At 41.1% G+C, this 24,257-nt stretch carries 29 protein-coding genes and 4 pseudogenes; 2 read left to right on the top strand and 31 right to left on the bottom strand.

Annotated features, from left to right (window positions below):
* Positions 1-115 precede the first annotated feature (115 nt).
* Positions 116-413: pseudogene (locus tag JMN17_RS21775) on the bottom strand (abhydrolase domain-containing 18); the annotation flags it as partial.
* A gap of 1,188 nt (positions 414-1,601) precedes the next feature.
* Here JMN17_RS21775 and JMN17_RS13955 point away from each other — a divergent pair.
* Positions 1,602-1,793, top strand: a complete 192-nt coding sequence (locus tag JMN17_RS13955; RefSeq protein ID WP_202328363.1) for a hypothetical protein — start codon at positions 1,602-1,604, stop codon at positions 1,791-1,793.
* A 130-nt stretch (positions 1,794-1,923) separates the two neighbouring features.
* Here JMN17_RS13955 and JMN17_RS13960 read toward each other — a convergent pair whose 3' ends face one another.
* The 4 genes from JMN17_RS13960 to JMN17_RS13975 all read right to left on the bottom strand — a co-directional run bounded on the left by JMN17_RS13960 (position 1,924) and on the right by JMN17_RS13975 (position 3,659).
* Positions 1,924-2,892 (bottom strand): NYN domain-containing protein, encoded by a 969-nt coding sequence (locus JMN17_RS13960; RefSeq protein WP_202328364.1) that lies wholly within the window; start codon positions 2,890-2,892, stop codon positions 1,924-1,926.
* Positions 2,893-3,001: 109 nt separating this feature from the next.
* A complete protein-coding gene (locus tag JMN17_RS13965; RefSeq protein ID WP_202328365.1) occupies positions 3,002-3,232 on the bottom strand; it encodes a helix-turn-helix domain-containing protein in 231 nt (76 codons plus the stop codon).
* On the bottom strand, positions 3,210-3,485 hold the full coding sequence (locus JMN17_RS13970) for a hypothetical protein (protein WP_017696610.1): 276 nt from the start codon (positions 3,483-3,485) through the stop codon (positions 3,210-3,212). The genes JMN17_RS13965 and JMN17_RS13970 overlap by 23 nt, the downstream gene beginning before the upstream one ends.
* Before the next feature lie 30 nt (positions 3,486-3,515).
* Positions 3,516-3,659 (bottom strand): hypothetical protein, encoded by a 144-nt coding sequence (locus JMN17_RS13975; protein ID WP_010329784.1) that lies wholly within the window; start codon positions 3,657-3,659, stop codon positions 3,516-3,518.
* A gap of 333 nt (positions 3,660-3,992) precedes the next feature.
* Here JMN17_RS13975 and JMN17_RS13980 point away from each other — a divergent pair, with 333 nt between their 5' ends.
* Entirely contained in the window at positions 3,993-4,505 is a 513-nt protein-coding gene (locus JMN17_RS13980; RefSeq protein ID WP_202328366.1) for a hypothetical protein, read from the top strand.
* Positions 4,506-4,758: 253 nt separating this feature from the next.
* Here the strand turns inward: JMN17_RS13980 and JMN17_RS13985 are convergent, their stop codons facing one another.
* The 26 genes and pseudogenes from JMN17_RS13985 to JMN17_RS14105 all read right to left on the bottom strand — a co-directional run bounded on the left by JMN17_RS13985 (position 4,759) and on the right by JMN17_RS14105 (position 24,249).
* Positions 4,759-5,580, bottom strand: a complete 822-nt coding sequence (locus JMN17_RS13985) for a peptidoglycan recognition protein family protein (protein WP_202328367.1) — start codon at positions 5,578-5,580, stop codon at positions 4,759-4,761.
* Positions 5,581-5,625: 45 nt separating this feature from the next.
* Positions 5,626-6,048, bottom strand: a complete 423-nt coding sequence (locus tag JMN17_RS13990; protein WP_103803604.1) for a phage holin family protein — start codon at positions 6,046-6,048, stop codon at positions 5,626-5,628.
* A 52-nt stretch (positions 6,049-6,100) separates the two neighbouring features.
* Positions 6,101-6,358, bottom strand: coding sequence for a hypothetical protein (locus JMN17_RS13995; protein ID WP_103803603.1), 258 nt, complete (start codon positions 6,356-6,358; stop codon positions 6,101-6,103).
* A gap of 10 nt (positions 6,359-6,368) precedes the next feature.
* Positions 6,369-6,539 (bottom strand): XkdX family protein, encoded by a 171-nt coding sequence (locus JMN17_RS14000; RefSeq protein WP_103803602.1) that lies wholly within the window; start codon positions 6,537-6,539, stop codon positions 6,369-6,371.
* A gap of 15 nt (positions 6,540-6,554) precedes the next feature.
* Positions 6,555-6,677 carry a hypothetical protein gene (locus tag JMN17_RS21940; protein WP_258038971.1) on the bottom strand — a complete coding sequence of 41 codons (123 nt, stop codon included), beginning with the start codon at positions 6,675-6,677 and terminating at the stop codon, positions 6,555-6,557.
* Positions 6,678-6,691: 14 nt separating this feature from the next.
* Complete coding sequence (locus JMN17_RS14005; protein WP_103803601.1) at positions 6,692-7,072, bottom strand: hypothetical protein; 381 nt, start codon at positions 7,070-7,072, stop codon at positions 6,692-6,694.
* A gap of 12 nt (positions 7,073-7,084) precedes the next feature.
* Positions 7,085-10,510 (bottom strand): phage tail spike protein, encoded by a 3,426-nt coding sequence (locus JMN17_RS14010; protein ID WP_202328368.1) that lies wholly within the window; start codon positions 10,508-10,510, stop codon positions 7,085-7,087.
* 12 nt (positions 10,511-10,522) lie between these two features.
* The gene (locus tag JMN17_RS14015) at positions 10,523-11,287 is read right to left on the bottom strand and encodes a distal tail protein Dit (protein WP_202328369.1); all 765 of its coding nucleotides are present in this window, start codon (positions 11,285-11,287) and stop codon (positions 10,523-10,525) included.
* Positions 11,284-14,931 (bottom strand): tail tape measure protein, encoded by a 3,648-nt coding sequence (locus tag JMN17_RS14020; RefSeq protein WP_202328370.1) that lies wholly within the window; start codon positions 14,929-14,931, stop codon positions 11,284-11,286. The genes JMN17_RS14015 and JMN17_RS14020 overlap by 4 nt, the downstream gene beginning before the upstream one ends.
* Before the next feature lie 360 nt (positions 14,932-15,291).
* On the bottom strand, positions 15,292-15,804 hold the full coding sequence (locus tag JMN17_RS14030; protein WP_202328371.1) for a tail assembly chaperone: 513 nt from the start codon (positions 15,802-15,804) through the stop codon (positions 15,292-15,294).
* A 54-nt stretch (positions 15,805-15,858) separates the two neighbouring features.
* A complete protein-coding gene (locus tag JMN17_RS14035; protein ID WP_207194296.1) occupies positions 15,859-16,128 on the bottom strand; it encodes a fibronectin type III domain-containing protein in 270 nt (89 codons plus the stop codon).
* Positions 16,118-16,399, bottom strand: a complete 282-nt coding sequence (locus JMN17_RS14040) for a fibronectin type III domain-containing protein (RefSeq protein WP_063336247.1) — start codon at positions 16,397-16,399, stop codon at positions 16,118-16,120. The genes JMN17_RS14035 and JMN17_RS14040 overlap by 11 nt, the downstream gene beginning before the upstream one ends.
* Complete coding sequence (locus tag JMN17_RS14045; RefSeq protein ID WP_063336246.1) at positions 16,374-16,898, bottom strand: phage major tail protein, TP901-1 family; 525 nt, start codon at positions 16,896-16,898, stop codon at positions 16,374-16,376. The genes JMN17_RS14040 and JMN17_RS14045 overlap by 26 nt, the downstream gene beginning before the upstream one ends.
* A gap of 13 nt (positions 16,899-16,911) precedes the next feature.
* The gene (locus JMN17_RS14050; RefSeq protein ID WP_010329801.1) at positions 16,912-17,310 is read right to left on the bottom strand and encodes a DUF3168 domain-containing protein; all 399 of its coding nucleotides are present in this window, start codon (positions 17,308-17,310) and stop codon (positions 16,912-16,914) included.
* A gap of 18 nt (positions 17,311-17,328) precedes the next feature.
* Positions 17,329-17,502 (bottom strand): annotated as a pseudogene (locus JMN17_RS21780) (HK97 gp10 family phage protein); the annotation flags it as partial.
* A gap of 179 nt (positions 17,503-17,681) precedes the next feature.
* Entirely contained in the window at positions 17,682-18,362 is a 681-nt protein-coding gene (locus JMN17_RS14055) for a hypothetical protein (RefSeq protein ID WP_202328372.1), read from the bottom strand.
* A 122-nt stretch (positions 18,363-18,484) separates the two neighbouring features.
* A pseudogene (locus JMN17_RS14060) lies at positions 18,485-18,727 on the bottom strand (HK97 gp10 family phage protein); the annotation flags it as partial.
* The gene (locus JMN17_RS14065; RefSeq protein WP_202328373.1) at positions 18,714-19,058 is read right to left on the bottom strand and encodes a phage head closure protein; all 345 of its coding nucleotides are present in this window, start codon (positions 19,056-19,058) and stop codon (positions 18,714-18,716) included. The gene JMN17_RS14065 and the pseudogene JMN17_RS14060, both read right to left, overlap by 14 nt.
* On the bottom strand, positions 19,055-19,351 hold the full coding sequence (locus JMN17_RS14070; RefSeq protein ID WP_033884272.1) for a phage head-tail connector protein: 297 nt from the start codon (positions 19,349-19,351) through the stop codon (positions 19,055-19,057). Before JMN17_RS14070 ends, JMN17_RS14065 begins: the two co-directional genes overlap by 4 nt.
* 4 nt (positions 19,352-19,355) lie before the next feature.
* Positions 19,356-19,571, bottom strand: coding sequence for a hypothetical protein (locus JMN17_RS14075; protein WP_033884273.1), 216 nt, complete (start codon positions 19,569-19,571; stop codon positions 19,356-19,358).
* 13 nt (positions 19,572-19,584) lie between these two features.
* A pseudogene (locus tag JMN17_RS14080) lies at positions 19,585-19,836 on the bottom strand (fibronectin type III domain-containing protein); the annotation flags it as partial.
* Positions 19,832-20,812, bottom strand: a complete 981-nt coding sequence (locus tag JMN17_RS14085) for a hypothetical protein (protein WP_033884274.1) — start codon at positions 20,810-20,812, stop codon at positions 19,832-19,834. The gene JMN17_RS14085 and the pseudogene JMN17_RS14080, both read right to left, overlap by 5 nt.
* A gap of 12 nt (positions 20,813-20,824) precedes the next feature.
* Entirely contained in the window at positions 20,825-21,490 is a 666-nt protein-coding gene (locus JMN17_RS14090) for a phage scaffolding protein (protein WP_202328374.1), read from the bottom strand.
* 148 nt (positions 21,491-21,638) lie between these two features.
* A complete protein-coding gene (locus tag JMN17_RS14095) occupies positions 21,639-21,884 on the bottom strand; it encodes a hypothetical protein (RefSeq protein ID WP_202328375.1) in 246 nt (81 codons plus the stop codon).
* 3 nt (positions 21,885-21,887) lie between these two features.
* Complete coding sequence (locus tag JMN17_RS14100) at positions 21,888-22,811, bottom strand: phage minor head protein (protein ID WP_202328411.1); 924 nt, start codon at positions 22,809-22,811, stop codon at positions 21,888-21,890.
* Positions 22,798-24,249 (bottom strand): phage portal protein, encoded by a 1,452-nt coding sequence (locus JMN17_RS14105; protein WP_202328376.1) that lies wholly within the window; start codon positions 24,247-24,249, stop codon positions 22,798-22,800. Before JMN17_RS14105 ends, JMN17_RS14100 begins: the two co-directional genes overlap by 14 nt.
* Positions 24,250-24,257 lie beyond the last annotated feature (8 nt).

The following is a 24,257-nucleotide window of genomic DNA, read 5'->3' on the forward strand; positions in this document are numbered from 1 at the left end:
GTTGATCTATATCATTTTCATTTAAAAAAACCTCCCCTTCTAAAGTATCATTAACAGGATTCCCAGATTGAAGTAAGGATTCATAACTAAATGTTCCAACCCTATAATTTTTTTTAGATTCATTCAAATCAATTGAAACATCAGCTATATTTGCAGTGTAAAATTCCTCTCTATCATCTATTTCGGTTGTAAAAGCAGCAGAAAAATGTTTATCTTTGCTTCTTTTTCTATGTAAATCATATAAAGCCAAACGATCTATCATTTTTGAGAAATGCACTATTAAGTCCTCCTTGATAATCATAAAAAAACTAATATCAGAGTTGATAATTGGATTGTCTGTCTCCATAGAGTTGGGACGGATTTCATCAAGAATCTAACTCCATGGACAGTGAATTTTGGGGATCGGATATCATTATTCTGTTGCTTTAAATAAAAGACTAGTTTCTAATTGCAAGGAAAACATTGTCTTTTAGTAGCTAAAAAAAAGCAGCACAAATAGACATTTTAACAGGATTTCTCTTTGACAGTACTTTCCTAGGGGGAGACCGTCTAAGAGTGTTGGTGGCATTATTTTTTAGATAACTGAGTCTTTTTTGTCGTATGAGAGTATACCAATATGGTCTCCTGTCTGCAATAGAGAGAGAAATAACAAAGGTTTGGACCATAATTTTTAAACCCTATTTACCGAGTTAGTAACTAAGCTCTACGAGGAGTAATGAACGGAGACAGTAAACTAAGAATAAATAAAAGGAAGGACTGATTTATCTTTGTATATTCATTTGAATTTAAAAGAGACCCTTTAGAATACTTAAGATTAGTTCCTCCAACAGAACTAGAATACTTTTCCGATTTCATAGAAGATATTGTTTCAGTAGAGGAAGCTTATGAATGCTTAAATATTGTTCTTGAAGTATTGGATGGTTCTTCTGAAGAATATGAGATTCAATTAAACACCACCATTGCATATATAAAAAAAGATGAAACAGTAGTGGAACACCTTTATACAGAAAGTGAAAATGATAAGAGTTTTATGGAGACAGAAAAATTCAAAGAACTTATGCTTATCTGGAGAGACAAGATCCCAAAAAGGTATAAGAGTGATGATTGAAACTTTTGTAGGTCCTTTGAATTTCAAGGGACCTTTTTATTACTTCAATAACACTTCAATTTTTGCTTTTGTTTTCGGTCCATAAATGCCATGTGAGCCCGTACATACTACACAGGTTTATTTACACATCACAAAAGACAGAAAAAAGAAGCCTCTCACAAGTGTGAACTCGTAAGAAGCCTCGAAAATTTATAAATGGCATCAAAAGGGCATCAAAAATGACGTCCGTTGCCGACAAACCCTTGGTATATCAAGGGTTTTCGCCGTTTGATTACATCATTCCGCCCATAATTCACCCTATTTTCGCATGATTTCAGACTCTTTCATTCAAGGGTTCCCGTGATAAAAAACAACGAAGATAAAACAAGAAGAAACCGCATCTTTTCACAGTTGAGTGGGATTTTCGTTATTTTCGTGTTATTTTTCAAAAAATAACATGATATTTGCAGTCGGAACATTTGTTCTTATATAATCCCTTTAGGGAGATGATCAAATGACTGATTTTGAACGGAAAGTATATCAGATCATAGTGAACATGCAGTTATATGGAAAGAACCCAACTTTGAATGATTTGAAAAGGAAAACAGGAAAGAGTGAAGAGGATATCCGTGCAACTGTGAAGAACCTTTTGATGAAAGGTGAATTGAAGTGGGATAAGCATAAAAAGATGTGGACTTTTAAATAAAATAAGAAAGCAGGGTATCTCCCTGCTTTCTATAGTGAATAATATAGTGAATAGTAATTATAGTGTATGTGTTTCTAATGTGTATTCATAATACAACCAATATATATTTCCTGTCAAGCAAAAAAAGCAATTATTTTACAACTTGTAGTTGATCTTCTGATTCAAGTATTTTAGCCAAGCCGGATTCAGAACATACAATTTGATTTCTTGAGGAGCCTTTTTTCATTCCTTTTGTTAACTCTTTCGCCTCTTCAATAATTAAGCTCTGTTGCTTAAGATCTTCTAACAGTTCACTAACAAGTTCGGCAGGAACAGCTAATTTTGCAACTAAATCTTTTTTCAACCATCCTATGCCCAAAAAGCGATCTTCTCTATCTGCGTTAGATTCGTGCCATTTCTTTATTTCAATAAGGATTTGAATTGAGAGTTTAGCAAGGTCATATTTTTTCTCTTCGACCCCAAGCAACTCGACTAAGTCCTCAGCATAATGTACGTATTGCTTCATCTCAACATATTTGGGAGCAGTTTTAGATAAATAAAAAAGTTCCACTCTTTTACCCTTGTACATTAACCTACTCATGATCGGAATCATGTCACTATCGGCAGTTACAAACACGTAACAACTTATTGAAGGATCTTTATAAGTATTTTCGATTGCATCGATGCAAAGCTCTATGTCAGAAGAATTTTTGCGATAATCTCCTTCTTTGCCGTTTGAATAAACATGACGAATTTGAACGCGTTTCTTTTGTAACCTCGTTAAGCTACTTCTTATTTTTTGGAAGTCCGCGTATACTCTAAAGGCTCTGACGTTATCTTGACCGTATCTATCCCACAATTTTGAAAATAGATTTTTCTCTTCTAATTCATGGTCCGGATCATGATTAAAATTATTCATTAATGACCAATAGACATTATCGTAATCCACAAAAATTGCAACATTATCAAGCTTATTTTCAATATTCATAGTTCGAATCGTTTGCTGTGTTGAATTACTCACAATGCCCATCAACATTTCCATTACTTGTTTGCTTTTATCTTCTGGTGAAGGTTCAGTTTTCACAACCTTTGATCTTCTTATAGGTTTTGACTCATCCAATTTGATTACCCCTTTTCATTAGAAATACACACATATAAAAATTTACCATATTATCCCCAACAAACATATATTTTTCTATTTAGTCTATTTCCGTGACAAAAGTTTTGTATCAGTCATCGTACGGCCGGTATTTCTTCCGGCCGGCTTCTAATTCTTTTTTAAGGGCTTGTACATGTCCAAGCAAAAACAACGCAACTGTCCCAACCTTTTTAACCGGCTTGAGCTTTCCAGAAGTCACAAGAGTGCTTAAACGCTGCCGGGTGACTCCAAGCAGCTCTCCCGCTTCCGCTGCAGTCAAAACTTCTTCCTGGATAAACTTAATTTTTTCGCTTTCTTTCATGTCGGCTTTCTCTCCACATCATAATGAATCCTTTTAACAAGGTAATAACAACGGCTATCATCAATACAGTATGCGCAATCTTTCCAGACATACCCTCATCGGTCAGATCAATTGCAACTATCCCGGCAACCAAAATCAGCAAAACGGCAAAATCTGCTGTGCTGTACTGCTTAAAATATTTTTTCATACTATCGTGGACGTGGGCCTTTACGGTATACTGTAATTCAATTTTGCAGTATACTGTATAGAGCAAGGGGATTTACTCCCCTTTGCTCACTGTGTATCAGCGCTTCTTGCTTACCCGGCGGGAGCGCTTTTTCTTTTTCTTGCTATGCTTTTCGCTTTCCTTCTGCCATATGTCGTAGATGTGTTTGATGATGGTCACGATACCAGCGATAGCAAGAATCCAGTTTCTTACCTCGTCCACTTCAGCACCTCCTTTCTATACTTTAATTATACAATATCTATTTACAACCGTCAATAGATATAGCGAAAAAATTCCCTTACTTTGATTTTTTAGGATAAGAAATGAAACTATGGTTTAATTAAAGCCCTACTCAGGTAATAGGGCTTTTTATAGACCCCAGCAATTTCCCAATAGTCAATATGTCAATTTTGAGTTCATAAGAACACAACTTTAGAAGTCCTTTCACTTTATGTTCATGCTACCTTACTACCAACTTTATTATAACTATGGAAAATTATATTATGAAATGTTAGACTCTAATTGCTTCAAATTTAAAGGGAAGGAGAACCAAAAATGAATAGTGTAATCGGAAGTTTTAAGACTAAGTTTGCGATTGTTTTGGGGTTGGTTTTAGCTTTGGGTTTTGCATCTATCTTTGGCACTCCACAAGCTCAAGCTGCACAGGCAAATAATGATTATCAAGATAAAAAAGCAGCTGAACAGTTGGCATTAGCTTTTTATGAAGCGTCTACATTTGACAAAGAGACAAGTAAGTACAGTTTCGATGTTGAAAAAGCTATTGCATCCGGAATCAAATTGGCTGATGCAGTCCAAATGAAAAATTATTTAGAATCGTTGTCACCTGATCAAGCTAAAGAAACATATGATCAACAAGTAAGCGCAATAAAAGAAATAAAAAATAACCCAACAATTGCTCCTATTATTTGGTGGGCTGTGAAAGTTCTTGCTGGTGCTGGCTTAGCTTGGTTAGGCAAAAAACTATTAGATATGGGTGGATATGAGTTCTGTAAAAGATATGAGGATTATAACGACGTTACAAAGTATGTATGTAAATTTATCGGATAACATCTAGGAGTGATCAATATTGAAAGCATGGTTTGTATATGTCTTCATTGCAACATTGGTGTCAATGCTGATTCAATCAGGATTAGATAAGGCTGGTATGTTAAACTTGAACAACATATGGGCTGATTTTATCAGTTGGATTATCATTTTCTTTGTCGTTTATATTCTGATTGACTTGGCAGGAAGATTCCTCTTACGCTCGAAAAGCAATAGTTAAAAAAATCCCCTCCTATAAGGAAGGGATTTTCTTTTTTTACTTCAATAGTGCTTCCAGCTTCGCCTTCGTTTTCGGTCCGTAAATACCATCAGGAGTTAGTCCGTTCATCAACTGGAACCGTCTGACGGCATCGGCGGTTTTCGGTCCATAATAGCTATCGATCCCAAAGTTTTTGGCTTTCTTATCCGGATAGAAATGCAATGCCGAAAGTGCTGTTTGGATCTGCTTGACTGCATCGCTATGCATCAATGGACTTCTCACTTTAAAGATGCCAGAAGGCAGATTAAAGGCTGATTTCTTTTTGGTTGAGCTTGTTTTTTTCGCTGTCTTAGATGAAGTTGTTTTCTTGCTTGATGATTTGCCGCCCAGCGCTTTTAATTCTGCATCAATCGCCGCTTTGACTTCATTCCAGCGTCCCTCTGCTAAAATACGGTGTGGGCAATACTTTCCGCTCCAATCTTGATGCTTCCTCACTCGATCAATACCCCAGCCGCGTTCTTTAAGCAGCTGAGCAACAAACTTGATAGCTAACTTTTCAGCAGCCCTGTATTTAGGCCCTCCTGACTTGCTGTAGCAGATTTCAACGCCGATAGATTTACGGTTACCGGGACCGTTTGTGCCGTCTCCTGTGTGCCATGCATTGCGATCTGTTGGGATGCCCTGCCTTACCTCTTTGTCATCAACAGCAAAGTGGAAACTCGTTGAACTTGTGTTTCCGATCATATAGCTGACCTCATTAGCAGCAGATGCATCATTGTAAGTGTTATGAATGGTGATGTATTCCGCGGCCATCGGATTAGGACATTTTAAAGCGTATTTTGCTTCTGATACAAGGTTCTTTTTCACTGCAATTGTCATGAAAATCTCTCCTATTCTGTTTTTGAAATAAAAAGAGCCGATGGATTACCCAGCAGCTTGTTCATCCTTTTTGGTTGTTTGTTCGTTTTCTTCTTCAATTACATGAAGTCGGTCCGTAATCGCAGCCGGAATCTTAACGCCAATTTGTGCCAGGTTCTCCGTAATGGAAAGCCCTTCATTGGCGATATAAAAAAGAACGGTCCCAAATGTGAGAACACCGTTCAGGTTGAGAATTGTATCAATAATGTTTGCCACAATAACCACCAAAAAGCTGAGCATCTTCCGGACATAACCGAACCAAGCGCTCCGGCTCCGCAGCTTCTTAAATTTCCATGCCTTGATTACGCCTGTTATGACGTCAATTATGCTGAGGACCAGTAGTAAATCGAGATATTTCACACCTCCGAACAGGTAAATCCTCGCTAAATCCAATGTTTCAAAATTAATAAACACAGTCGTTTCCTCCATTTCTTGTTATCACCTCCTTAGAGGCAAAATAAAAAAGCCGCTTCTCCGCCGCTTAATTTTTTTGATGATTTAGTTTTACTGGACCTTTCAAGTTGTTGAGGTTCTTTTCTAACTTCTCAATATGTTCCTTCAGATGCTGGATTTCTTGCTCTTTTTCCGCTAAAAGCTGCTTATCTTTTTCTGATAGGTACTGATACGACAATATTACATCTTCAGCATCCATCCAATTTTGGCGATAAGCTGCCGCTTTTCGTTCGAATAGCTCCGCTTTCGTTTCTAAATCCATTTCGTTTGTTTTCTTTTCTTCCATATTGATTCTCCTATTCTATTTGGTCAGGATAAGCGTTTCCGCGCTCAAGGGCTGTTATCTCGTCAAACTCTTCTTGCGTAAGACGGCCCTTTTGAACGTGTGTTTTGAGCTCAATGGTTAAAACAGTCCCATTCTTCCAGCAATCCTCAAAAAAGTTGTAAAACACACTTCGTTTTTCCATCGAATCTCTCCGATCTTATGGCTGGTTTACCATTAAAACATTACACATTCTTTGTAAATCTAAAATTTGTTCTTTCATTTGCTCCTCCGTTGTTTTTGCATCATTTGGAGGAGTTATTTCGATTGGCTCCAGTTTCATTTCATTGCTCTCCTTTAGCCTTTAGGGTGCAAGTAAAATTCTCCTGACTTCGTCCCATCAGGAGAAACTGACACACGAAGAATTGGTTTCATCAACATGTATTCGGTACTATCTATATAGTCACAAAAATAGCCGTCTTGATCTGCTACCATACGAAACAGTTTATATTCCATTGTGCCAGTTGCTTTCACATAGACAATATGAAGCCCGTACCCGACAACTCTTTCTGATTCGGTCTTGATGTCAAATTCAACTGTGTCCATGGAGAACACCTTTTCAAATTTTGATTCGTGATAATTACAAGCTGAAAGGGATATTCCCTCAATTGTTTCTGTCATTTCTAACCCTTCTATATACGAACGGCTACTAGGATTAAAAACAAATTCTTTGATCAAATCCCTCCCTCCTTATGTTTTTTCATAAAAGACAACTAATCTTACCGTTATGGATGCACTGGTCATATCCTTTGCGCCTGTTCCCCTAACATGAACTTGAAAGCCTTTAGAGGATTGACTCATTATCCCCGCAGTCACATTATTGGCATTAGATCCGTAAGGTGTAGCCATCACAGCAAAAATATTTTCTGCACCTTGTGAATTTCCATCAACAAAGTTGATCGTAGTATAACCATAGGCATATGATCCACCACTCGTTAATACAACATCACATTGAGTAACGCATATGCACATGTTGTTTTGTAATTCTCCGTGGATATCTGTGACAAGAGAAGTTACATTGCCGCCTACGATTTTTTCTGCGGTAGTGTATTGGCTGTCTCCTGGATATATTATTGAGCTTTTTGGCAGTTCGACTGGCGCACCTTCGAATATTGTTCGCTTCGACGACTTCATTCGTATGCCGCCTGAAACATCAATTTCCGCATTACTAGGTTTTAATTCTAATAAAGTAGAAGAACCTGAAATACGCGCCCTATTTTGGAATGATGAAAAATAATTTAATTCATCAATGTCAATAGAGCTTACCTCTCCTGTCAGTGTGAAAATATCTTTCGGTCTATTTGTAGGCGATTCGTTGGAAATCGCTATAATTCCTTGTACACCTGTAGTGCCGCTTCCTTTAGAGCCGTACATTTCAACAACGGGGACATCGCTTTCGGTTGAGGTTCTACCAGTCCCTTTAACTGAAATCTTCCCATCCCCTATGCTTACACTTCGATAGATTTCCTGGTTTGAACCATCAGAGTCTACATATCCGCTCTCTTGATATATAAGGCTAGACTGCACGTCTAATTTTGTGTATTCCCCATATGTTCCTGAGGCAGTTGATCTTCTGTACTGATATAGCTTGTCTCCATCAAAATAAGAATCAAAATCACGGTTAGTGTTCAATGCTTGGAATTTGCCGCCTTTGATCAATGAACCTGTAATATTAATAGAATTAATCGTACCAGAATTTATTTTGTCAGCTGACAAACTGCCAATCTTGGCGTTTGTAATGGCTCCGTCAATGATATGGACGGTATCAATTATCGCTGTTTTCAGGTGAGCTTTTGCGATAGCAGCGTTTTGAATGGCTGCTGTTCCTATTGCCGCCTCAGCAATTTGCGCACTTGTTATGGCTGCTTTTTGGATGTGTGCTGTTCCTATCGCTGCCTCTTGTATATGAGCAGATCCGATAGAAAGGGCTTGGATGTAATCACCGTCAATAACGTTGTCCGTTAGTTGTGTGTCATAAGGACTGTATCCATACTCCTTTATCGTATCGCCTTCGCGAACTTGCAATTTTCGAATGACGAACGAGCATAACTCTGTATTGTTATTCCTGTTAAAGCCGCCGATGCCTATTGTATATACAGAGCTTGTCGTAGGGGCTGTGAATTTAATATTAACCCTGACAAACTGATCAGAAGGATAGGAAGAAATATCCGATAAATCTGTGCCGCTTATCCTGTACCATGAATTCGTTTCTTTAAGGTGAATATAGTTCAAATCAGTTGTGTTATTTCTTTTCACTTCAAAAGAAAGAGTGTATGTTTTCCCTTGCTCAAGCTTCATTCTTTGGATATTATTCGGCGCTACCCTTAGCCCACAAACACCAAAAAATAATTGATCAGTCAATTGAGTCTGAGAAACCGTCATTTCATTAAATTCTTTTTCCTGTACTGTATGAGAGGTATATGTGTAATCGTAAAACCATTTCGCCTTTAAAAGAGAGCCCGGGAAGATATTACCTTGGTCAAAGTTGCGCGCCAGTTTATCAGCCGTGACGGCTAAATTCGCCAGCCGATCCGCTATAATGCTGTTGAACATGATGTCATCCGTTAGAATCCGCTGAGTTTTTGCCGAAAACTCTGCTGTGAATTCGCTTGCTTTTTCATGGTAGTTAACAGCCCGTATGCGATAGTACCAAACGTTATCAACGCCAGCATTTTCATGTAGGTACCCGCTTTGTTTGCCTCGCCATAGCCGGTTTTCGATAGATGGGGTGAATCCTTTTATTTGCGATCCATAAACCTCATAAGCCGCAATATAAGAAGAAGGGTCGTAATCCCATGTGATACTCACACCCGAAAAAAGCCCCTTAACAGATACATTAGAAGGGACTGTGGGCACAATGTCAGGGAAACTGCCGTCAGTGACTTCGCCAACGTCTGGCTTCCTCTCCCAAGTACCTCGATTTTTATCGAGTATATTCTCTATCTGATTAATCCGATCATCACCTTGGAGCACTGATAAAAACTGCCCTATTTCCACTACACAGGTATTGTCCGGGTCTGTGATGTCGTATTCCATGGAAATGATGCGTTGCGACGTTTCTATCGGAATAGCAAAGTTTCGGTCTATGGCAATTGTCGTATCGCCCAGCTCAACGTGCTCATGCTCATAACCTGGTACATTCTGAAGCAATTGAACTGACAGCTCATAATTCACCTCAGTTTTTGATGCTGTCGTAATGAGATGGTTGTACGTGGCTTTTAAAAGCTCTGCTGGATCAGTTATATCTTCATTGTTGTATTGTCCTTCTCTGTGGATCAATTCACCGTTTTTAAGGCGTCCCAGCCTTTTTAATAGATCAGGATCTCCAACCCATTCCTGCCCCAGTGGTTTATCAACAGGATCACCTTTTGATTTCTTCCACTCTACTTCCGAGAAGTCAATAAACCTCGAATAACCGCCCGTCTCTTCTCCGTCTTCGTCTGTTGAGGCAATAGAGGCACCATATCCCCAAAGAGCTGTCAATGGGTAGCTGATGACTGTCCTTTTGATATTCTCTGTATCTTTATCTATCTCAAAGCGTTTCCCGCTGTCTTTTCCTCGTCGTGGCAATATCTTGATAATTCTCTTTGTGATCTTGTTTCCATCAAATTCGATAGAATCTTGAAGCTCGCCGCCCCAGATGTTTATCACTTCAGCAATACATTCTAAAGCTGTTTTCTTATAAAACGTAGTAGAGTTCGTACCAAGTTCAGCGCTTACCTCCGCAACCCACCGAGAACGGGCAAGCACGTTGTCCAGGACATATTGTGCTGTTTTGTCAGTTGGCCGGAAGTCTTTCACAAAGGTTTCTGCAAGCTCCATCATGGCAGCTTCACATGTTACTAGAGTGTTGACCTCTGAGTTTTCGTCCGTGTCGTCAAGTTCCTTGATCACAAACAAACGAAGAATGCCGTCTTTATCTCTAAAGATGACTTGATTCTCCTCAAACAAATAGCGCGCATCAGGATGGGAAGCATCAGCTACAAAAGAAAAAGAAGAGCCTTTATTCAGCTCTTCTTTGTATTTGGCATCCCAAAATCTGCACGCTTCTTGTCCGTCGCTGGACAGCACTGTCAGCACTTGATCATCTGGTGAAAGAATATACATGTCAGCCATTAACGGCCCCCCTTACAAATAAGCCTCATCGAATTTGATGCTGCTTGCGTGGCTTAACTTCAATTTTGTTGGTACTTTTGGTGGCAGCGTAAACCACTCAGATTGTATTTGCAGAGCAGTCATGATCAATTTACCACTGCATGTCACTTTTCTCTTTGATGAATCAATAATGAGAGTGTCGCCGGCGATGAAGTTGTACACGACTTTTATTGTCTTAGAAACAGATCCATCACCATTTAAAATAGCCACCTCATATGAAGTGGCCGCCTCTTTAAAAACACATTCGATTTTTGGTTCAATCTCCGCATAACCCGGATTTGTGAAAACCTGCACCCCGGCATTTAGTTCAGATTCCGCAGCCGCTCCATACTTTTTAGGATCAGGGCAGATAAAGGTCAATGTAGCCTGTTGGAAGCCGCCCTGCTCTTCGCTTTCAGATATACTCTCAAATATTGCGTAATAGGTTCTGTCAGGCTCATCATGGAAAATGAGTGGCTTTGGCTCCTCTGTATGCAAAATAAAAGTCAATTCTTCTTGTTTCTTCTTCAATTCCTCTTCATTGCTGAATGCAAAAAGAACATCTATTGTTATTGTTCTAATCGGTATTCTAGTGCCACGAAGGAAACCACCTGGACGGTTTCCTTTTGAGGACGTGTTTACCTCTCGGCTCATTATTCCCCGCCCAGTGGTTGATTTCACATAGAAGAAGGGTGAAATATCGATCCCATTAAATGTGATTTTCCATTGGTTGGGCAAAATCTCCTGATAGTTGATCAATTAATTCTCACCCTCCTTGCGTTTGATCTTCTTTGTGCGTCAGTCACAGACCTTTCTACGCCCTGACCGACTTTCTTGCTGTCCATCTCGATAATGATAGTTCTTTCAGGTAACTCAAGGTTTTTGACATCTGCACTCAGTTCTTTACTGACAGTGCCAAGGTCGCTTCTAGAAATGGATGTATCATAAGCAAGATTCATATCTTTCTGCTCGATATACATGGCATCGCTGATTGTACTTATTGCATTTTGAACTGCACTGATCCCATACTGAATCCCCGCTGCTATATTAGTAGAAACAGCATTGCCAATATCGAAGCTTTGAAGGGTTGTCTTCTTTTCGATTGTCTGAAGCATCTTACTGTAAGTATCTACTGCAGTGTTTTGGGCTTCAAAACTAATCATTGTACTGCTTACTTTGTTGTTCACTTCCACTGCAGCCGCTCTCTGTGCAACCTTGGCCGCACTTGCCGCAGCCGATTTCACTTTGGCCTGCGACTTATCAATACCAGCTGCCATACCGGTACCGACATGATAACCAACCTGATCGCGCATAACCCTTGATGGAGAATGAATTCCAAGTATTTTTTTGACTGTTTTTGGAATAGAGTCTGTCAAACGTGAGAATGTTCTCGTTACGCTATTCCACATACCTGTAACGCCGTTGATAAGACCTTGCATGATGTCCCGTCCGATCTTTCCAAGATCAATTCCTTTAAAGAAGGACATAACACTATCCCAAATGCTTTTGATCTTGTCTTTCACTTTACCCATAATGTTTGTAACGGATGATTTCAAAGCATTAAAGGTGTTCGATGCCGCTGATTTCAATTTATTCCACACGTTTGTAACTGCTGACTTGACAGCGTTCCAAACTGTAGAAAAGAGCTTTTTCTGGTTGTTTAACCAAGAAGTGAAAAACGATTTCAAACCGTTCCAAACTTTTTTACCGGCCGACACTACACCGTTCCACACGTTTGTAACTGCTGATTTAATAGCATTCCAAACCGTGGAAAAAATCTTTTTCCAACCGTTTAGAGTAGTAGTGAAAAATGATTTCAAACCGTTCCAAATTGTTTTTCCAGTGTTTACAATGCCGTTCCAAACCTTCGTAACAACACTTTTAATACCATTCCAAACCGTGGATGCGAATTTTTTTATAGCGTTCCAAACTGTTAGGATGACTGTTTTTTGCAACTCGAAATTTTTTCGAAGAAGCGAAACAAATCCATTCCACAAATTGGAGCCGACTTCTTTTATTTTGTTCCATGCGTCAGAAAGCCATTTTGATACTACTCCCCAAATTTCGATTGTTTTTTTCTTGATGGTATCCCAATTCGCGATGACAAGTGCAACCAAAGCCACGACCGCCGCTGTTATCCATCCGATCGGACCCATGGCAACAACCCATGACGCTGCCATCCTCGCAGCGTTTGCCGCTGCCGTTGCCGCTAATGCTGCAAGACGTATTCCGAACGCTATCATTTGTTTGATTCCAGCTGCCAACATAGATGCAAATGAACTAATTTGCGCTGCCGTCCACGCCGCTGCCATACGTGCCGCTTGTGCCACAGACTGAGCAGCCATGACAACCATCTGTTTGATCCAAAGTCCCATCTGCACTATCCCAGCTCTAAGGGAAGTTACAAAAGAGCTTATTTTCATGATTGTCCATGCCGTTGCCGTTCGTGTTGCTTGCGCAATTGACTGTGCCGCCATAACAGTCATATTCTTGATCCACAAACCCATTTGAACTAAACCTGATTTCAGAAGAGAAACCAACGTGCCTATTTGCATAGCAGTCCATGACGCTGCCATTTTAACTGCATTTGCTGTGGCTTGAGCAGCCATGACCGTATATTTTGCAATAAACTTACCGACCCAAATTATTCCGGTTTTTAGCTGTGATACCATTCGAGCGAGTGTAAATCCTTCGGTACCAGTGACAAACGTTCTTACCCACTTAGCCGCAGTAACAAAGTCTTTTAACCCGTTTGTGACCGCACTAACTGCGGCAATCGCAGGAACTATCGCTCTTAATGCACCCAGCAATGAAATGCCCACGGCAATGAATTGTCCGATAGCAGGGTTAGCTTGCATTGCTGCATTTGTGAATTTTAAAAACCCGTTTACCGTTTGTAAGATGGATTGCCCTAACGGAGCCATGCCAACAAGCAAATTGATGATTGTTTTGGCGATTTCACCAATCGTACTCCAAACAGTCGGACCGTTCGTTTTGATGTAGTCAATAAACGACTGAAATTCCTTCGTTTTCGTGACGCTGCCGGCCCATTCATTAAACCTCTGAGTCATGTTAACAAGGGATGTCATCATGTCCTGAGACATAGGGGCAAAACCGGTAAACAACTTAGTCAGACCGCCTGATAAGTTCCCAATGATCTGCAGCAATTTAGGACCGTTCGTTTTGACGTATTCAATAAATGTTTGGAACTTCTCGGATGATCCTAAATTGGCTGACCACTTCACCCATGAAGCTGTGGCCTTTTCCAAACTGGCCGACATGTCGTTCCCAAGAGGTCCAAAAGCAACAATCAGATTCATAACTGTTCTGAGGACATTGCCGGCTATTTTCCCAAACGTAACGAAGGCCTGACCAGCGTTTTTGTTCATGTAGTCAATAAAGCGTCGCATGTCGGTGTCTTTAAACGCCGCATTCATGCTTTTTGCTAATGTAACGCCGCCATTCGCCACGCTTTTGAACATAGGTCTTAAACTATTCAGAACGCCTTTAAACGTCGTCAGCGAGCTCGTGAATGTTTTTAAAATTGGTTTCTGTACAGATTGAGCAATGCTCTGCCAATTCGCTTTAAAATCTTCTAAAGTATCAAGGGCCTTCTTCTCTTCTTTTCCAAGAGATTGCTGGATGACCTTGATCTTCTCCATGATTTTCGCGCGTTCCTTGGCATCAGTGGTTTCATCCAACTTTTCTTGGAGCTTTTTCAAGTCCTCAGAAGCTTTGAATACACCGCTTAATGAAGAAACCGCCAGCGCCCCGAATGAAGCCGCCCCTGTTCCTGCTACTGCAAAAGCGCTCCCAAGCCCCATAACTCCACCAGCTGCCACACCAAGCATCGGACCCAGTGAGCCTATAGCGCCAGTAATGCTGGCAAGAACCGGAGAAATAGCAGGCAACGCAGATGTAAATGCCCCTGCAAGTGAATGGCCTATTACAGTAGAAACGGAGTTCGTGATTTTAGCCAGACGATTCATAGAGTTTTCGAATCGATCAGTACGGGCTTCAATGAAAATCCATACTCTATTTGGTAAGGATCTCGTCTCAGTTTGTGCCGTAGCGACTGCGCGAGTTAAATCCGAAGTATCTCCGTTAATGTTGGTCGTTACCCGGTTGGGCAATGATGCAAGTTCTGTTCGCGCCGCCGATACGGCCCTTTGTACGGGGGCAGAGTCTGCGTCTAAATCGACTCGGGTTCTTTCATGTCGATGAATAAAGTTATCGATCTGCTGCTCAGCTTGTCTGACTCGCGCTTGGAAGCTTGCGGTTTCAGCTTCCACTTCAACAGTATGAGTATCAGCCATTCGCCGCATCATGTCATTGACTCGGTCCATGCTTCTGTTGAATCTCTGCGTCTGAGCTTCTACAACAGCAGTAAGCCTCTCGATCATGCCCTCACCCCTTTTCTTTGTATTGTTTTCCGAAATAAGACCGCACAGCGTCATTTAACATCTGCACGCCTTTAGCTCTCGGACCGAGCTTGTTTACGTCTGTTTCACGCCATATGTTTTCCTCGCTTGTCAGTGAACGTTCAAGCTCTCTGCGCGCTTTTCTAGCGTCAAACATCTTTGATTCTTTTGGTCTCTTTTCGTTTAATGCATAGCGATGAAACATAGCATTTCTCGCCAGCAACTCTATCTCATCAATTTCACGCAGCTTTGCTGCTTTTAGCTTTCGTTTATACTCGTTTGGAGTCCATGACATAATGACATCGTTGTCATAGACACCCATCCAACGAGCTGCATTTTCAATTACTTGGAGATAGTCGATCCCGTCTTCTCTTTGTACGCTTCCTCCATCGTCTCCAGCATGTCCTTGTTCATTTCGTCTTCCTCCAAACGCTTCGCTTCCATTTCCGGAGTCTCGTTCGGGCTGGCCTTCTTCGGTTTCGCCAGCTTGCTCATCATCTTCCATTGCTGACGGATCTTTCCTTTGAAAAAACCCGCTGAATCCAGTGTGTTAAAAGCTTCTTTCACCATCTCATCAACGGCGTTTCCAGTTTCATCTTCTTCAATGATCTTGGCGATAGCATCTTCAATTTGCTCAACAGACGGCTTGCCTTTTTTCAAGTGAGCCAGCGCGCAATCCCAAAATGCAGAAAGGTAAACAGCATCATCGTTCAGTAAGCTGTTGTAAATCGTTAATGTACCGCCTGATTTGTCACCGTTTTTATCTTCTTTCGCATATTTCTCGTTTGCTGTTCTATCGAATGCGAAATCACAGCGTGCAGCATAATCTTTTCCGTCAATTGTTAAGTGAGCCATATATAAAACCTCCAAAATTTTGTATTAAAAAGAGCCCTGGCAACAGCCGGGCTCCTATGCTTCTTCCTTATTTGTGCGAATCGTGAATTTCTCTGACCAAGCCGATTCCCCGGCGGCATTTACCGCGGATACATTGAAAATGTATGAACTGTCAGGTTTTAGAATCGGATTGGAGAGATATGAGTTTGTCGTGACAGTTGCTATCTTTGCATAGTATCTGTAAATGTTGTACGAGGTCGCCCCTTTCACCGCGTCCCACTTGAATCCCACTTGATTAGAAGTGACACTTGTTGTGGTTATATTACGGGGTATATCAGGGCGCAGTCGCTTGAGTTCTCGTGATGATCTCGGTCATCGGTGATTCCCCAGCGTCATTAACTGCTGAGACGTTGACCGTCAGCTGGGTATCTGCCGCAATGCCTGTCAGTGTGTGGGATGTGCCTGTGACAGTAACATCAAGCTGCTTGTTGGCTCCTCGGTACACTTTATATGACGTTGCCCCATCTACCGCATCCCACTTCACGGTCACGCTGTCAGTAGTAGCCGTGAACGATAGATTTTGGGGCGCATTAGGGTGTAGTCGTTGTTTTGGCATTCTCGCCAAACTGCATGAACTTTTTAGCACCCGCAGATGATCTGATCAAATCAATTAATTCTTGAGGCAGTGGGTCAAGTTCTCCTTTACGAGTCTTACCGAGAACAGGCATAGTTGTTGATACCTCAATAAATCCATCTTGTGGTGCACTTTTCTCTAAGCTTTCAATGATTGCATGTCCGTATTCAGAATCATGCTTTTGGTTTGCGTTCTTATTCAGGTTTACTTTCCACACCTGGAGTGTCTCTTCATTATCATAGGCATCTTCGATTGCAGATTGCCCAGGATCATTGGTAGCAGCATAATAAGTCAGTTCAAAATTCTCTGATTTAGGACCGTAACCAACGATTCGGCCAGACTTTGTTGATTCATCTTTTGTATCTTGCTCTTTTGTATGACTGCCTTCTGTTTGGAAAGCAATAAACAGGCCTTCATTTGAAGTAGCATTCATCGGTTGAACAAAGTAAACCTCATCAATACCATTCAATAAATCTGACATTTTGTTCATCCTCTCAATTGTTTATTGTGTATCGCATCCTGAGAATGCCGTGCCGCGTGTATCCGTCAATGTCGGTGATCACCTGCATGCCACGCATCTCAGAACGGCATAAAGAAAAGCCCTCTATTTCTAGGGGCTCTCTCGTTATTGCTTGCAGCATCAAATCAAGGATCTGCATCGCTTCTTTTTTGCCGTTGTAATCGCTCCAGCAATGGAGAACAACATTGATGATTTCACCTTTAGACGTTTTTGTTTCAAATGGCGAAACGTCATCATCTCCCGTTGTTACATATGGCTTTTTCTGATCTTTCGAGACTGCATCAAGCACACCAGTGACGCGTGCATTCAGCTCTTCATCAGTTGATAGCCTTTGAAATATAGCCGTCTGCAACGGCCACATGGCTGACCGCATAATGACAGCCCCTTTCTATCACATTTGACTGGCGAAATACCTCATACCTTCCTCAATAGACGGATTCCAGAACGGCTGGGCCCGCATGCCTCGTGTCATAACCCATCGGTTAAGCTTGGTATCATAATAGACCCAAGGAGTCTGACGGCCGCCCCCATCCTCCGCATAGATTCCGGTTCCATACTCTACATACCAAGTTGTTATCGTATGGCTTTTTATCCATACTTCTTACTGTCACCAGCAAGTTCGGCGTACATTTTCAACCAATAAAAAAAGACAACCTTTACTGGTTGCCGGACACTCTTGGGAACATTATATTTATTCAGTTCCTACGCTCTACGGTGCTTGGTAGCCTTTCGCAATCTACCAAGTTACCTCGGTGTTGTCTTGACTGGATTAAACAATTCGGGAGGTCTCATACCGCTTCTATAGTACCTAGAATGCAGAGTACCATAATTAATACCAAGCTTTTCTGACCATTGTTTTAGATTCAGACGTTCACCTTGATACTCCACCCAAACAGTCGACCTTCTATTGACTGCTTGTTCTTTTATCGGAATCCAAGTGCAATTATCAGGAGAATATCCTTTATTAACATCGATTCTTTCAATAGATAGATTGTTACGATAACCATTATCTAAAGACCATTTCTTAAAAGAATCAAAACTTTTCTTCCATTCATCACAAACATCAATTCCTCTACCACCATATCTTTCATAAGCTTTGTCAGATTTATTACAACAACGCTGCTTCATATTCATCCATACAATATAGAGGTGTTTACCGCTTTGTTTATGTCTGTGATTCTTAGTTAAATTTATTTTGTCTTGTTCTTTTTTTAAACAGCCACACGATCTGATCGAACTTTTAAGAGAGTCGCTTCTTACCGTTTTAGTATTACCGCAGTCACAAACACAGTCCCAAAACGTTTTTCTCCCAGAACGTTTTTCAGATAACTGTATAACTCTCAATCTCCCGAATTTCATTCCTGTTAAGTCACTAATACCTTCTCCTTTAATGAATTGGCCCTTTGTATTACGATTTTCTGGCATAATATCACCTCTAAATAATATTATACCTGTGCCAATTTCGATAAAAAAGCTTCAACGCAAGACTTTCACCGATTTTGCCCAGTTTATTACCCCGTTATTACTAACGAGGACGGCGTACGTTTCACCGCATAATCAGCACCAACAGAAATAACGGCCGTTAAGCCGCCATCCCGATAGTCAACTTCTATTGAATTTTTCAAGTTTCCGCCGTCGATCATGGCCGTTGGAGCATTTAAAACAGCGTTGCTGTAGATCAGCTCGGCCGTGTCAGTTACAATACGTTTAGCTTCTTCAATCACATTGTTCCTGAACTCTTCAGTTGCTCTGCGCATTTGCCTGACCCATCTGCCGCTAACCCTTGCCATCAGACTCAAGCACCCCCGATACCTGGCATTTCAAATTCAAGACTTCATGCATGCCGCCTTGATCAATTGGCTCTGATTTGAGAATGAGAATTTTATTTTCGTAAATGATCCTCATTGTCTTCTCAATATCAGTCCGATAAGGGAAATACACATTGCATTCAACCGGGTTTTGCAGCTGCTGAGCCTGATAATATTCCCGGGAACTGACGCCACTGACTAATGCTTCTGTTGTGATGTAGTCAACGTAACCTTCTTCATAACCTCCGCCGCCGTCTGGCACCTTACCCATCCGCTGAAACGTGATTTCGTGGGGGAATTCTTCATAGATCATCGGTATGCCTTTCTGTATGGATACAGATTCTTCATGATGTGTTGCGGGAATTCCGTATTATACGAATATGACACATCCCCCATACTTCTCCCAGACAGACCAGACGGCGTCATATTGTATTCAGTCGCTTTTGCAACAAATATTTTCACGCCGGCGGGCAGCGTCCCTGGCTCAAAATTGTTTTTACAAAAGTCGCTTGCGTACTCAATTAAAATAGGGACAACCTCAGATAAATAAGCGTCATGCTTATCAGTGGTTATCCCTATCATTCGTTTTACTTGTTGGATGTCCATCGGATCACCCTTTCAGTTTGGTTAGCAGTGTATCGCGCTTCATGTTGAAATAGCCGGGTATGCCCCGATCTTTTGCAATCTCTTTCAATTGATCATCAGATAGTGTTTCAAAATCAATACTTTCTTGGCCTTCTTGCTTGTCAGTTGATTCAGCAGTTTGTTGAACTGCTTTTCTAGCTTTCAACTCCTGTTCAAGAAGCCAAAATGTAGTCGCTCCCATTAGTAACTCTCCTTTACGCCTGTGTACGGGTAACAATCTCAGACATTGCAGATTCCCCGCTATTATTGACAGCCGTCACATTGATTGTAAGTTGAGTATCAGGACTCATTCCGGTTGTTGTGTAAATCGGTTGGGTTACGCTCTTATCGAACGTTTTATTTGACCCTCTATAGATGTTGTATGAAGTAGCCCCAGCTACGGGATTCCATTCAACCGTTATAGAATCAGTTGTGCTTGTGTACCGTAGGTTTTGGGGCGCATTAGGGCGCTGGTGTTACAACTGGAAGTGAATCATCAACAATAATGGACTTTTGAAGGTATGTTCCAAAACCTACATCAGCCCTGTTGTTAGGAATGAACTCAATCAAGTTTTGTTTCTGTAAATTTGTATGCGTTACTGAATGCATTGCAATTGAAGTGAATTTTCCTTTAGCATCCCCGAGTAATTGAGCTGCATCGAGAATCACTTCACCGCTTAATTTTGAATTAGCTGCTGCTTCTGGTCCTTCATTGGAAATGATCTTCACAATTCGGACTTTCTTTTTGTCATAAACACGTTCATAGTTCTTTGCGCTTGCCAATTCTTTGAATGTAGGCATTTCGGCAGCAACATCAGCTTCGGTCCATTTGAAACCACGAGGATGCATAATGAACTTCTTACGATTGATCAAAATGTCCTCACCTTTTAGTGAGTTTCGATCTGTTTCGGTTGGTGTTTTCGGCATACCTGGGGCATAACCAACGGCACCTCCAGCAAATAGGTAAGTTGTGTACTTTTTCCCGTCACCGCTCGAAATATCTAATACAAGATCGCCATCATTATTAGTGATGTTGCTACCAAAGACACCATCCAACATAAGGAAGATCATTTTTTGAAACTGTCTTTCCCAATAGTAATTGACGCGATCCCCAATTGCTCTCATTGGATCTGATCCTGCAAGCTCTCCCGCTAAATCTTCTGCGCTCCAAGCCTTACCATATTCGAATACTCGAGCAACGTCTTTCCCTGATGTGATTTTTTCTGGAGTCAATGCAAAGTTTGATTGAATCGCCTCTGGATCTCCTTCAAGATCGTTCCAAAAAGGCATATTGACTGTATCCCCACCACTTGGAACAATTAAGCCCGGTACAGGCTGAATAATTCCACTTCGATATACCGCTGTTTGTTCAACAGTATTGTTCATTGTGTATTGGTTAAAAATTTCCGGGATGATAACATCCTGAACTCTAGTTACTGTCATTTAAATTCTCCTTTATAATCCGTAGTTTGCAGGATTTCCGCCTGCTTGGATAATTAATTGTTTTGCTTGTTCTGGGTTACTTCTTAGAATTTGGCCTTGTTCAGTCAAGTTCATATGTTCTTTACTGAAAGGGTTATTCCCAGCTGGAGACACAGCTCCTGCTCCTTGTGAACTATGAGGTTGCCTTCCTGCAAGCTTTGGCGGTTGTTCCTCACTCTCCTCAAAAAGATAACTGTCGCTTTCTTTAAGAGCGTTCAACTGCTCTTCCAGACCAATGACCTTTCCGTCAGCTAACTTCAAACTGTCAAGGTTTAAATTGGCTTTAACAGCCCTAATATTTTTTGACTTCGCATCACGCAATGCTGATTCAACAGCAAAATCAAAAGCCTGCTGATCTAATTTTTGCTGATACTCCTCAGCAGTTTTTCTGTTGTCTTCTTGCAATTGTTCAATTGCAGCTTGAAGCTCTTCATTGCCTTTTGCCTGCTTCTGCAAAGTAGATAATTGTTGATCGCGCTCATCCAGCTGCGCTTTCAAGTCCTTCTTTTCACTGTTTACTGCGTCAAAACGTTCTTTCGGAAACCATTGTCCGTTACTGACAATATCAATCTTTTGATCTCCGACTTTATCCATGACCTGAGCATACAGATCATCACCAAGCAATTCTTTTAAACTCATTTCAACCTCTCCTTTAATGTTTTTTTGCGTGTCCACCTCACGCACAGGATTTGCGCTTAGTTTGGCTCCAAGCATTTAGAATGAGCAATGAGCCTTTTTACGTCATGCTCAGGACAAAATAAAAAAGCTGACACATATGTAACCAGCTTTAAACTTCACTTGTATCGTTTTCAAAATTCGAGATTTTTACGGTTCTGATCTCAGCAGAATTTAAATCGCCTTGCGGAAAAGGAATTCTGACTCTGAAGGTGTATTCAGCATTTAAAAATTTTCCGTCATCCTCTTTTTCTTCGAATCTTTGAGAATTCACTGAGACTAATCGCCCTGCTTTGACGGCTTCTTTAATCGTCTTGAGAAGCAAATCAGCTATCGCTTCATCGGAAACATTGCCCATTTATCATTTCCCCTTCTCCTCAATGGATTTGTACCACTCTTCATAGGTTTGATATGGGATGGTCTCGCCAGCGCCATTGCCGCGCTTACGGGCCCTTCTTGTATCCGGCAGCACGCCATTTACTTTGAAAGCAATCGTACAACGGCAGTTAATATCATCCTTGGCATTATTCATGTGCCCTGGAGCCGGTCCGACGCCGCCATATATTGATTTGAATAGCCCGTTTCGTTCAACAGTCTTGCCATCTAGCTTTCTGTGACCAGAACGAGTCTTAAGATCAAGAGTTGCATTCCACATCTTTTCGAGTTTGCTCTTTTTAGAAGCCTGCTCAGCGCTTTTCATCCTCGCCGAGACTTGTACCCTATGAGTCTCTGTTCTCGCCACGTCTCGAGCCTTTCTGCGGGCAAATTCGGTCGTTTGCTCAATACGCCGGGCAATCTTGGAGTAATCTTCACCGGCTTGAATGCCTTGAGCAATTGAAATCTGTATTTGTCGAACGTAGTCATCTCTGTGGCGTTTATATAGGGCTGATAGAGTCAATTCAGCTATCGGGTTTAATATTGCCTGCTTGATTACTTCGACAGTAGGAATACTGAAGCCTAAGTCAACCGCAGCTTCCATCTCGTACAAATAGGCAGAGCGCATGTAACTCTCAAGGAATTGTTTAGCAGCCAATGCCTCAACGATTGTGAGGATAGTTTTGAATGCCTTGCTGGATTCCTCAGTCATGCGCTCCATTTCTTTTTTAAACCTGTTGTATTTATTCATATCAGCCATAGATAGCTGACCATCTCTGCTGTATTTCGCATAAAGGGCTGCGATTTGTTGATTGATCTCTTTTAGCCGTTGAGCAAAAACGACATCAATCTTTTTCGCGTCCTCTGTGATCATGTTATCTAGGTACTTATCAATATCATTCTGGTTCATCTTCATCACCGCCTGTATCTGTAGGGATTTCTCTCAACGGCGGCATACTTTTCCGGTATTCCAATTCCTCATCTTTTATCCTCTTCAGCTCAGCTTCTACATCATCAACCCAAGGATGGTGCGCCAATCGTGTTTCTTTGCTGATATCTGTGCTTTGACTACCCATTTGCACCTCTTCAAGCTCATTTGTCATACGTGAGCGATTGAATGTCATTTGCAAAAGAGTGGGATCGTATTCACCCTGACCAGTCATTTTTAGGTATTCTGTGAAAAACCAAAAAAAGGCGTGCAGCGCCGGCCGGAATTTCCGTTCAGCTTCATTCGCCTTTAGATCAAGTAATGAATATAGATTTTTAATTGCAACGTTTGTAGGAGAATTACCGACTTTATCCGGATTGTTATTTACACCCTGACCGAACCGGTAAATGTTTTCTTCCAATCGATCAAGGTGGGTGTTCGCACTATCAATCGGTACATCGACCGTCTTAAGTTCAAGACCGCCATCTTCCCCGACTTCAACTGCTTTATAGTGTTTCAAGTTGGTCATAAACTCTCCTAAGTCCTGACCACCAAAGTTTTTCAATTCGTAAATAACATCCTGCATTTCATCAAAGGTGTTTGCGTTGTTTGATATGGTGTTGTTGTACTGATCAATCAAGTCTTTATAAAAGACAAGGTCACTGACTCCCTCATCGTTGTTTTTAAACTCGATCAAAGGTACCCTTCCCCAGCCGTATCCTGTTTCTCCTAAATAAAAATGGCTCTCCGGATTTCGTTTGTACTCAAAATCAAGAACAAGTTCCCCGTCATGCATAACGTAATAAAAAATTTGCTGATCAGTATAAAGCTCAACTTTCCTGATAAATTCATCGTCAATTGTCTTTATGTCGTAATAACGGATAGCATAAAGAAGATTCCTTTTTTTAGTCGTGTCGTATACCGGGCATACTTCCTCAGCCGGAATACGAATAAAATCGAATTTCCCTTCTTCGTCTACGAATGGATGTAGCCACTCTCGTCCTTTGTTGCTGGCGTTCTTTAGCAGTTGATTCAACACATCATCAAACTCTTCGTTTACGAAGTCATTTACCAGCTTCAAAAAGTTTTCATCCTCAGCATTAAAGGTGATCGGCTTCCCGACTAAATACTGTGTTTTCTGCTGAACGAGGAGTTTGTGCCAATTGTGAGATATGCGGTTATTCGGCTTGTCGGTATCTACCTTGCGAATACCGCCCTCATAGTAGTACCGCAGCTTCTTTTTAATATCAGCCTGATTCATGTAATAAGCCACACCTTCAAGCATCTTATCCCGCTCATATTCATGTTTATCAATCATCCGTAATATTGCAGAGGTATCAGGCAAAATGTCTGAAGTCTCTGCGCTGTCTTCGATGATTTTCAGCAGTTCTTCTGTGTGTGTTGGTGTTATTGGATACATCGCTTAAA

Source organism: Bacillus sp. RHFS10, assembly GCF_016757475.1.
In the GTDB taxonomy this organism is placed as follows: domain Bacteria; phylum Bacillota; class Bacilli; order Bacillales; family Bacillaceae; genus Bacillus; species Bacillus subtilis_G.

Coding starts and splice junctions, on each gene's coding strand:
- JMN17_RS13955 (WP_202328363.1), top strand. CDS start 1,602: ATGACTGATTTTGAACGGAAAGTATATCAGATCATAGTGAACATGCAG.
- JMN17_RS13965 (WP_202328365.1), bottom strand. CDS start 3,232: ATGAAAGAAAGCGAAAAAATTAAGTTTATCCAGGAAGAAGTTTTGACT.
- JMN17_RS13980 (WP_202328366.1), top strand. CDS start 3,993: ATGAATAGTGTAATCGGAAGTTTTAAGACTAAGTTTGCGATTGTTTTG.
- JMN17_RS13985 (WP_202328367.1), bottom strand. CDS start 5,580: ATGACAATTGCAGTGAAAAAGAACCTTGTATCAGAAGCAAAATACGCT.
- JMN17_RS13990 (WP_103803604.1), bottom strand. CDS start 6,048: ATGGAGGAAACGACTGTGTTTATTAATTTTGAAACATTGGATTTAGCG.
- JMN17_RS13995 (WP_103803603.1), bottom strand. CDS start 6,358: ATGGAAGAAAAGAAAACAAACGAAATGGATTTAGAAACGAAAGCGGAG.
- JMN17_RS14000 (WP_103803602.1), bottom strand. CDS start 6,539: ATGGAAAAACGAAGTGTGTTTTACAACTTTTTTGAGGATTGCTGGAAG.
- JMN17_RS21940 (WP_258038971.1), bottom strand. CDS start 6,677: ATGAAACTGGAGCCAATCGAAATAACTCCTCCAAATGATGCAAAAACA.
- JMN17_RS14010 (WP_202328368.1), bottom strand. CDS start 10,510: ATGGCTGACATGTATATTCTTTCACCAGATGATCAAGTGCTGACAGTG.
- JMN17_RS14020 (WP_202328370.1), bottom strand. CDS start 14,931: ATGATCGAGAGGCTTACTGCTGTTGTAGAAGCTCAGACGCAGAGATTC.
- JMN17_RS14030 (WP_202328371.1), bottom strand. CDS start 15,804: ATGGCTCACTTAACAATTGACGGAAAAGATTATGCTGCACGCTGTGAT.
- JMN17_RS14040 (WP_063336247.1), bottom strand. CDS start 16,399: ATGCCAAAACAACGACTACACCCTAATGCGCCCCAAAATCTATCGTTC.
- JMN17_RS14045 (WP_063336246.1), bottom strand. CDS start 16,898: ATGTCAGATTTATTGAATGGTATTGATGAGGTTTACTTTGTTCAACCG.
- JMN17_RS14050 (WP_010329801.1), bottom strand. CDS start 17,310: ATGCGGTCAGCCATGTGGCCGTTGCAGACGGCTATATTTCAAAGGCTA.
- JMN17_RS14055 (WP_202328372.1), bottom strand. CDS start 18,362: ATGCCAGAAAATCGTAATACAAAGGGCCAATTCATTAAAGGAGAAGGT.
- JMN17_RS14065 (WP_202328373.1), bottom strand. CDS start 19,058: ATGATCTATGAAGAATTCCCCCACGAAATCACGTTTCAGCGGATGGGT.
- JMN17_RS14070 (WP_033884272.1), bottom strand. CDS start 19,351: ATGGACATCCAACAAGTAAAACGAATGATAGGGATAACCACTGATAAG.
- JMN17_RS14075 (WP_033884273.1), bottom strand. CDS start 19,571: ATGGGAGCGACTACATTTTGGCTTCTTGAACAGGAGTTGAAAGCTAGA.
- JMN17_RS14085 (WP_033884274.1), bottom strand. CDS start 20,812: ATGACAGTAACTAGAGTTCAGGATGTTATCATCCCGGAAATTTTTAAC.
- JMN17_RS14090 (WP_202328374.1), bottom strand. CDS start 21,490: ATGAGTTTAAAAGAATTGCTTGGTGATGATCTGTATGCTCAGGTCATG.
- JMN17_RS14095 (WP_202328375.1), bottom strand. CDS start 21,884: ATGGGCAATGTTTCCGATGAAGCGATAGCTGATTTGCTTCTCAAGACG.
- JMN17_RS14100 (WP_202328411.1), bottom strand. CDS start 22,811: ATGAACCAGAATGATATTGATAAGTACCTAGATAACATGATCACAGAG.
- JMN17_RS14105 (WP_202328376.1), bottom strand. CDS start 24,249: ATGTATCCAATAACACCAACACACACAGAAGAACTGCTGAAAATCATC.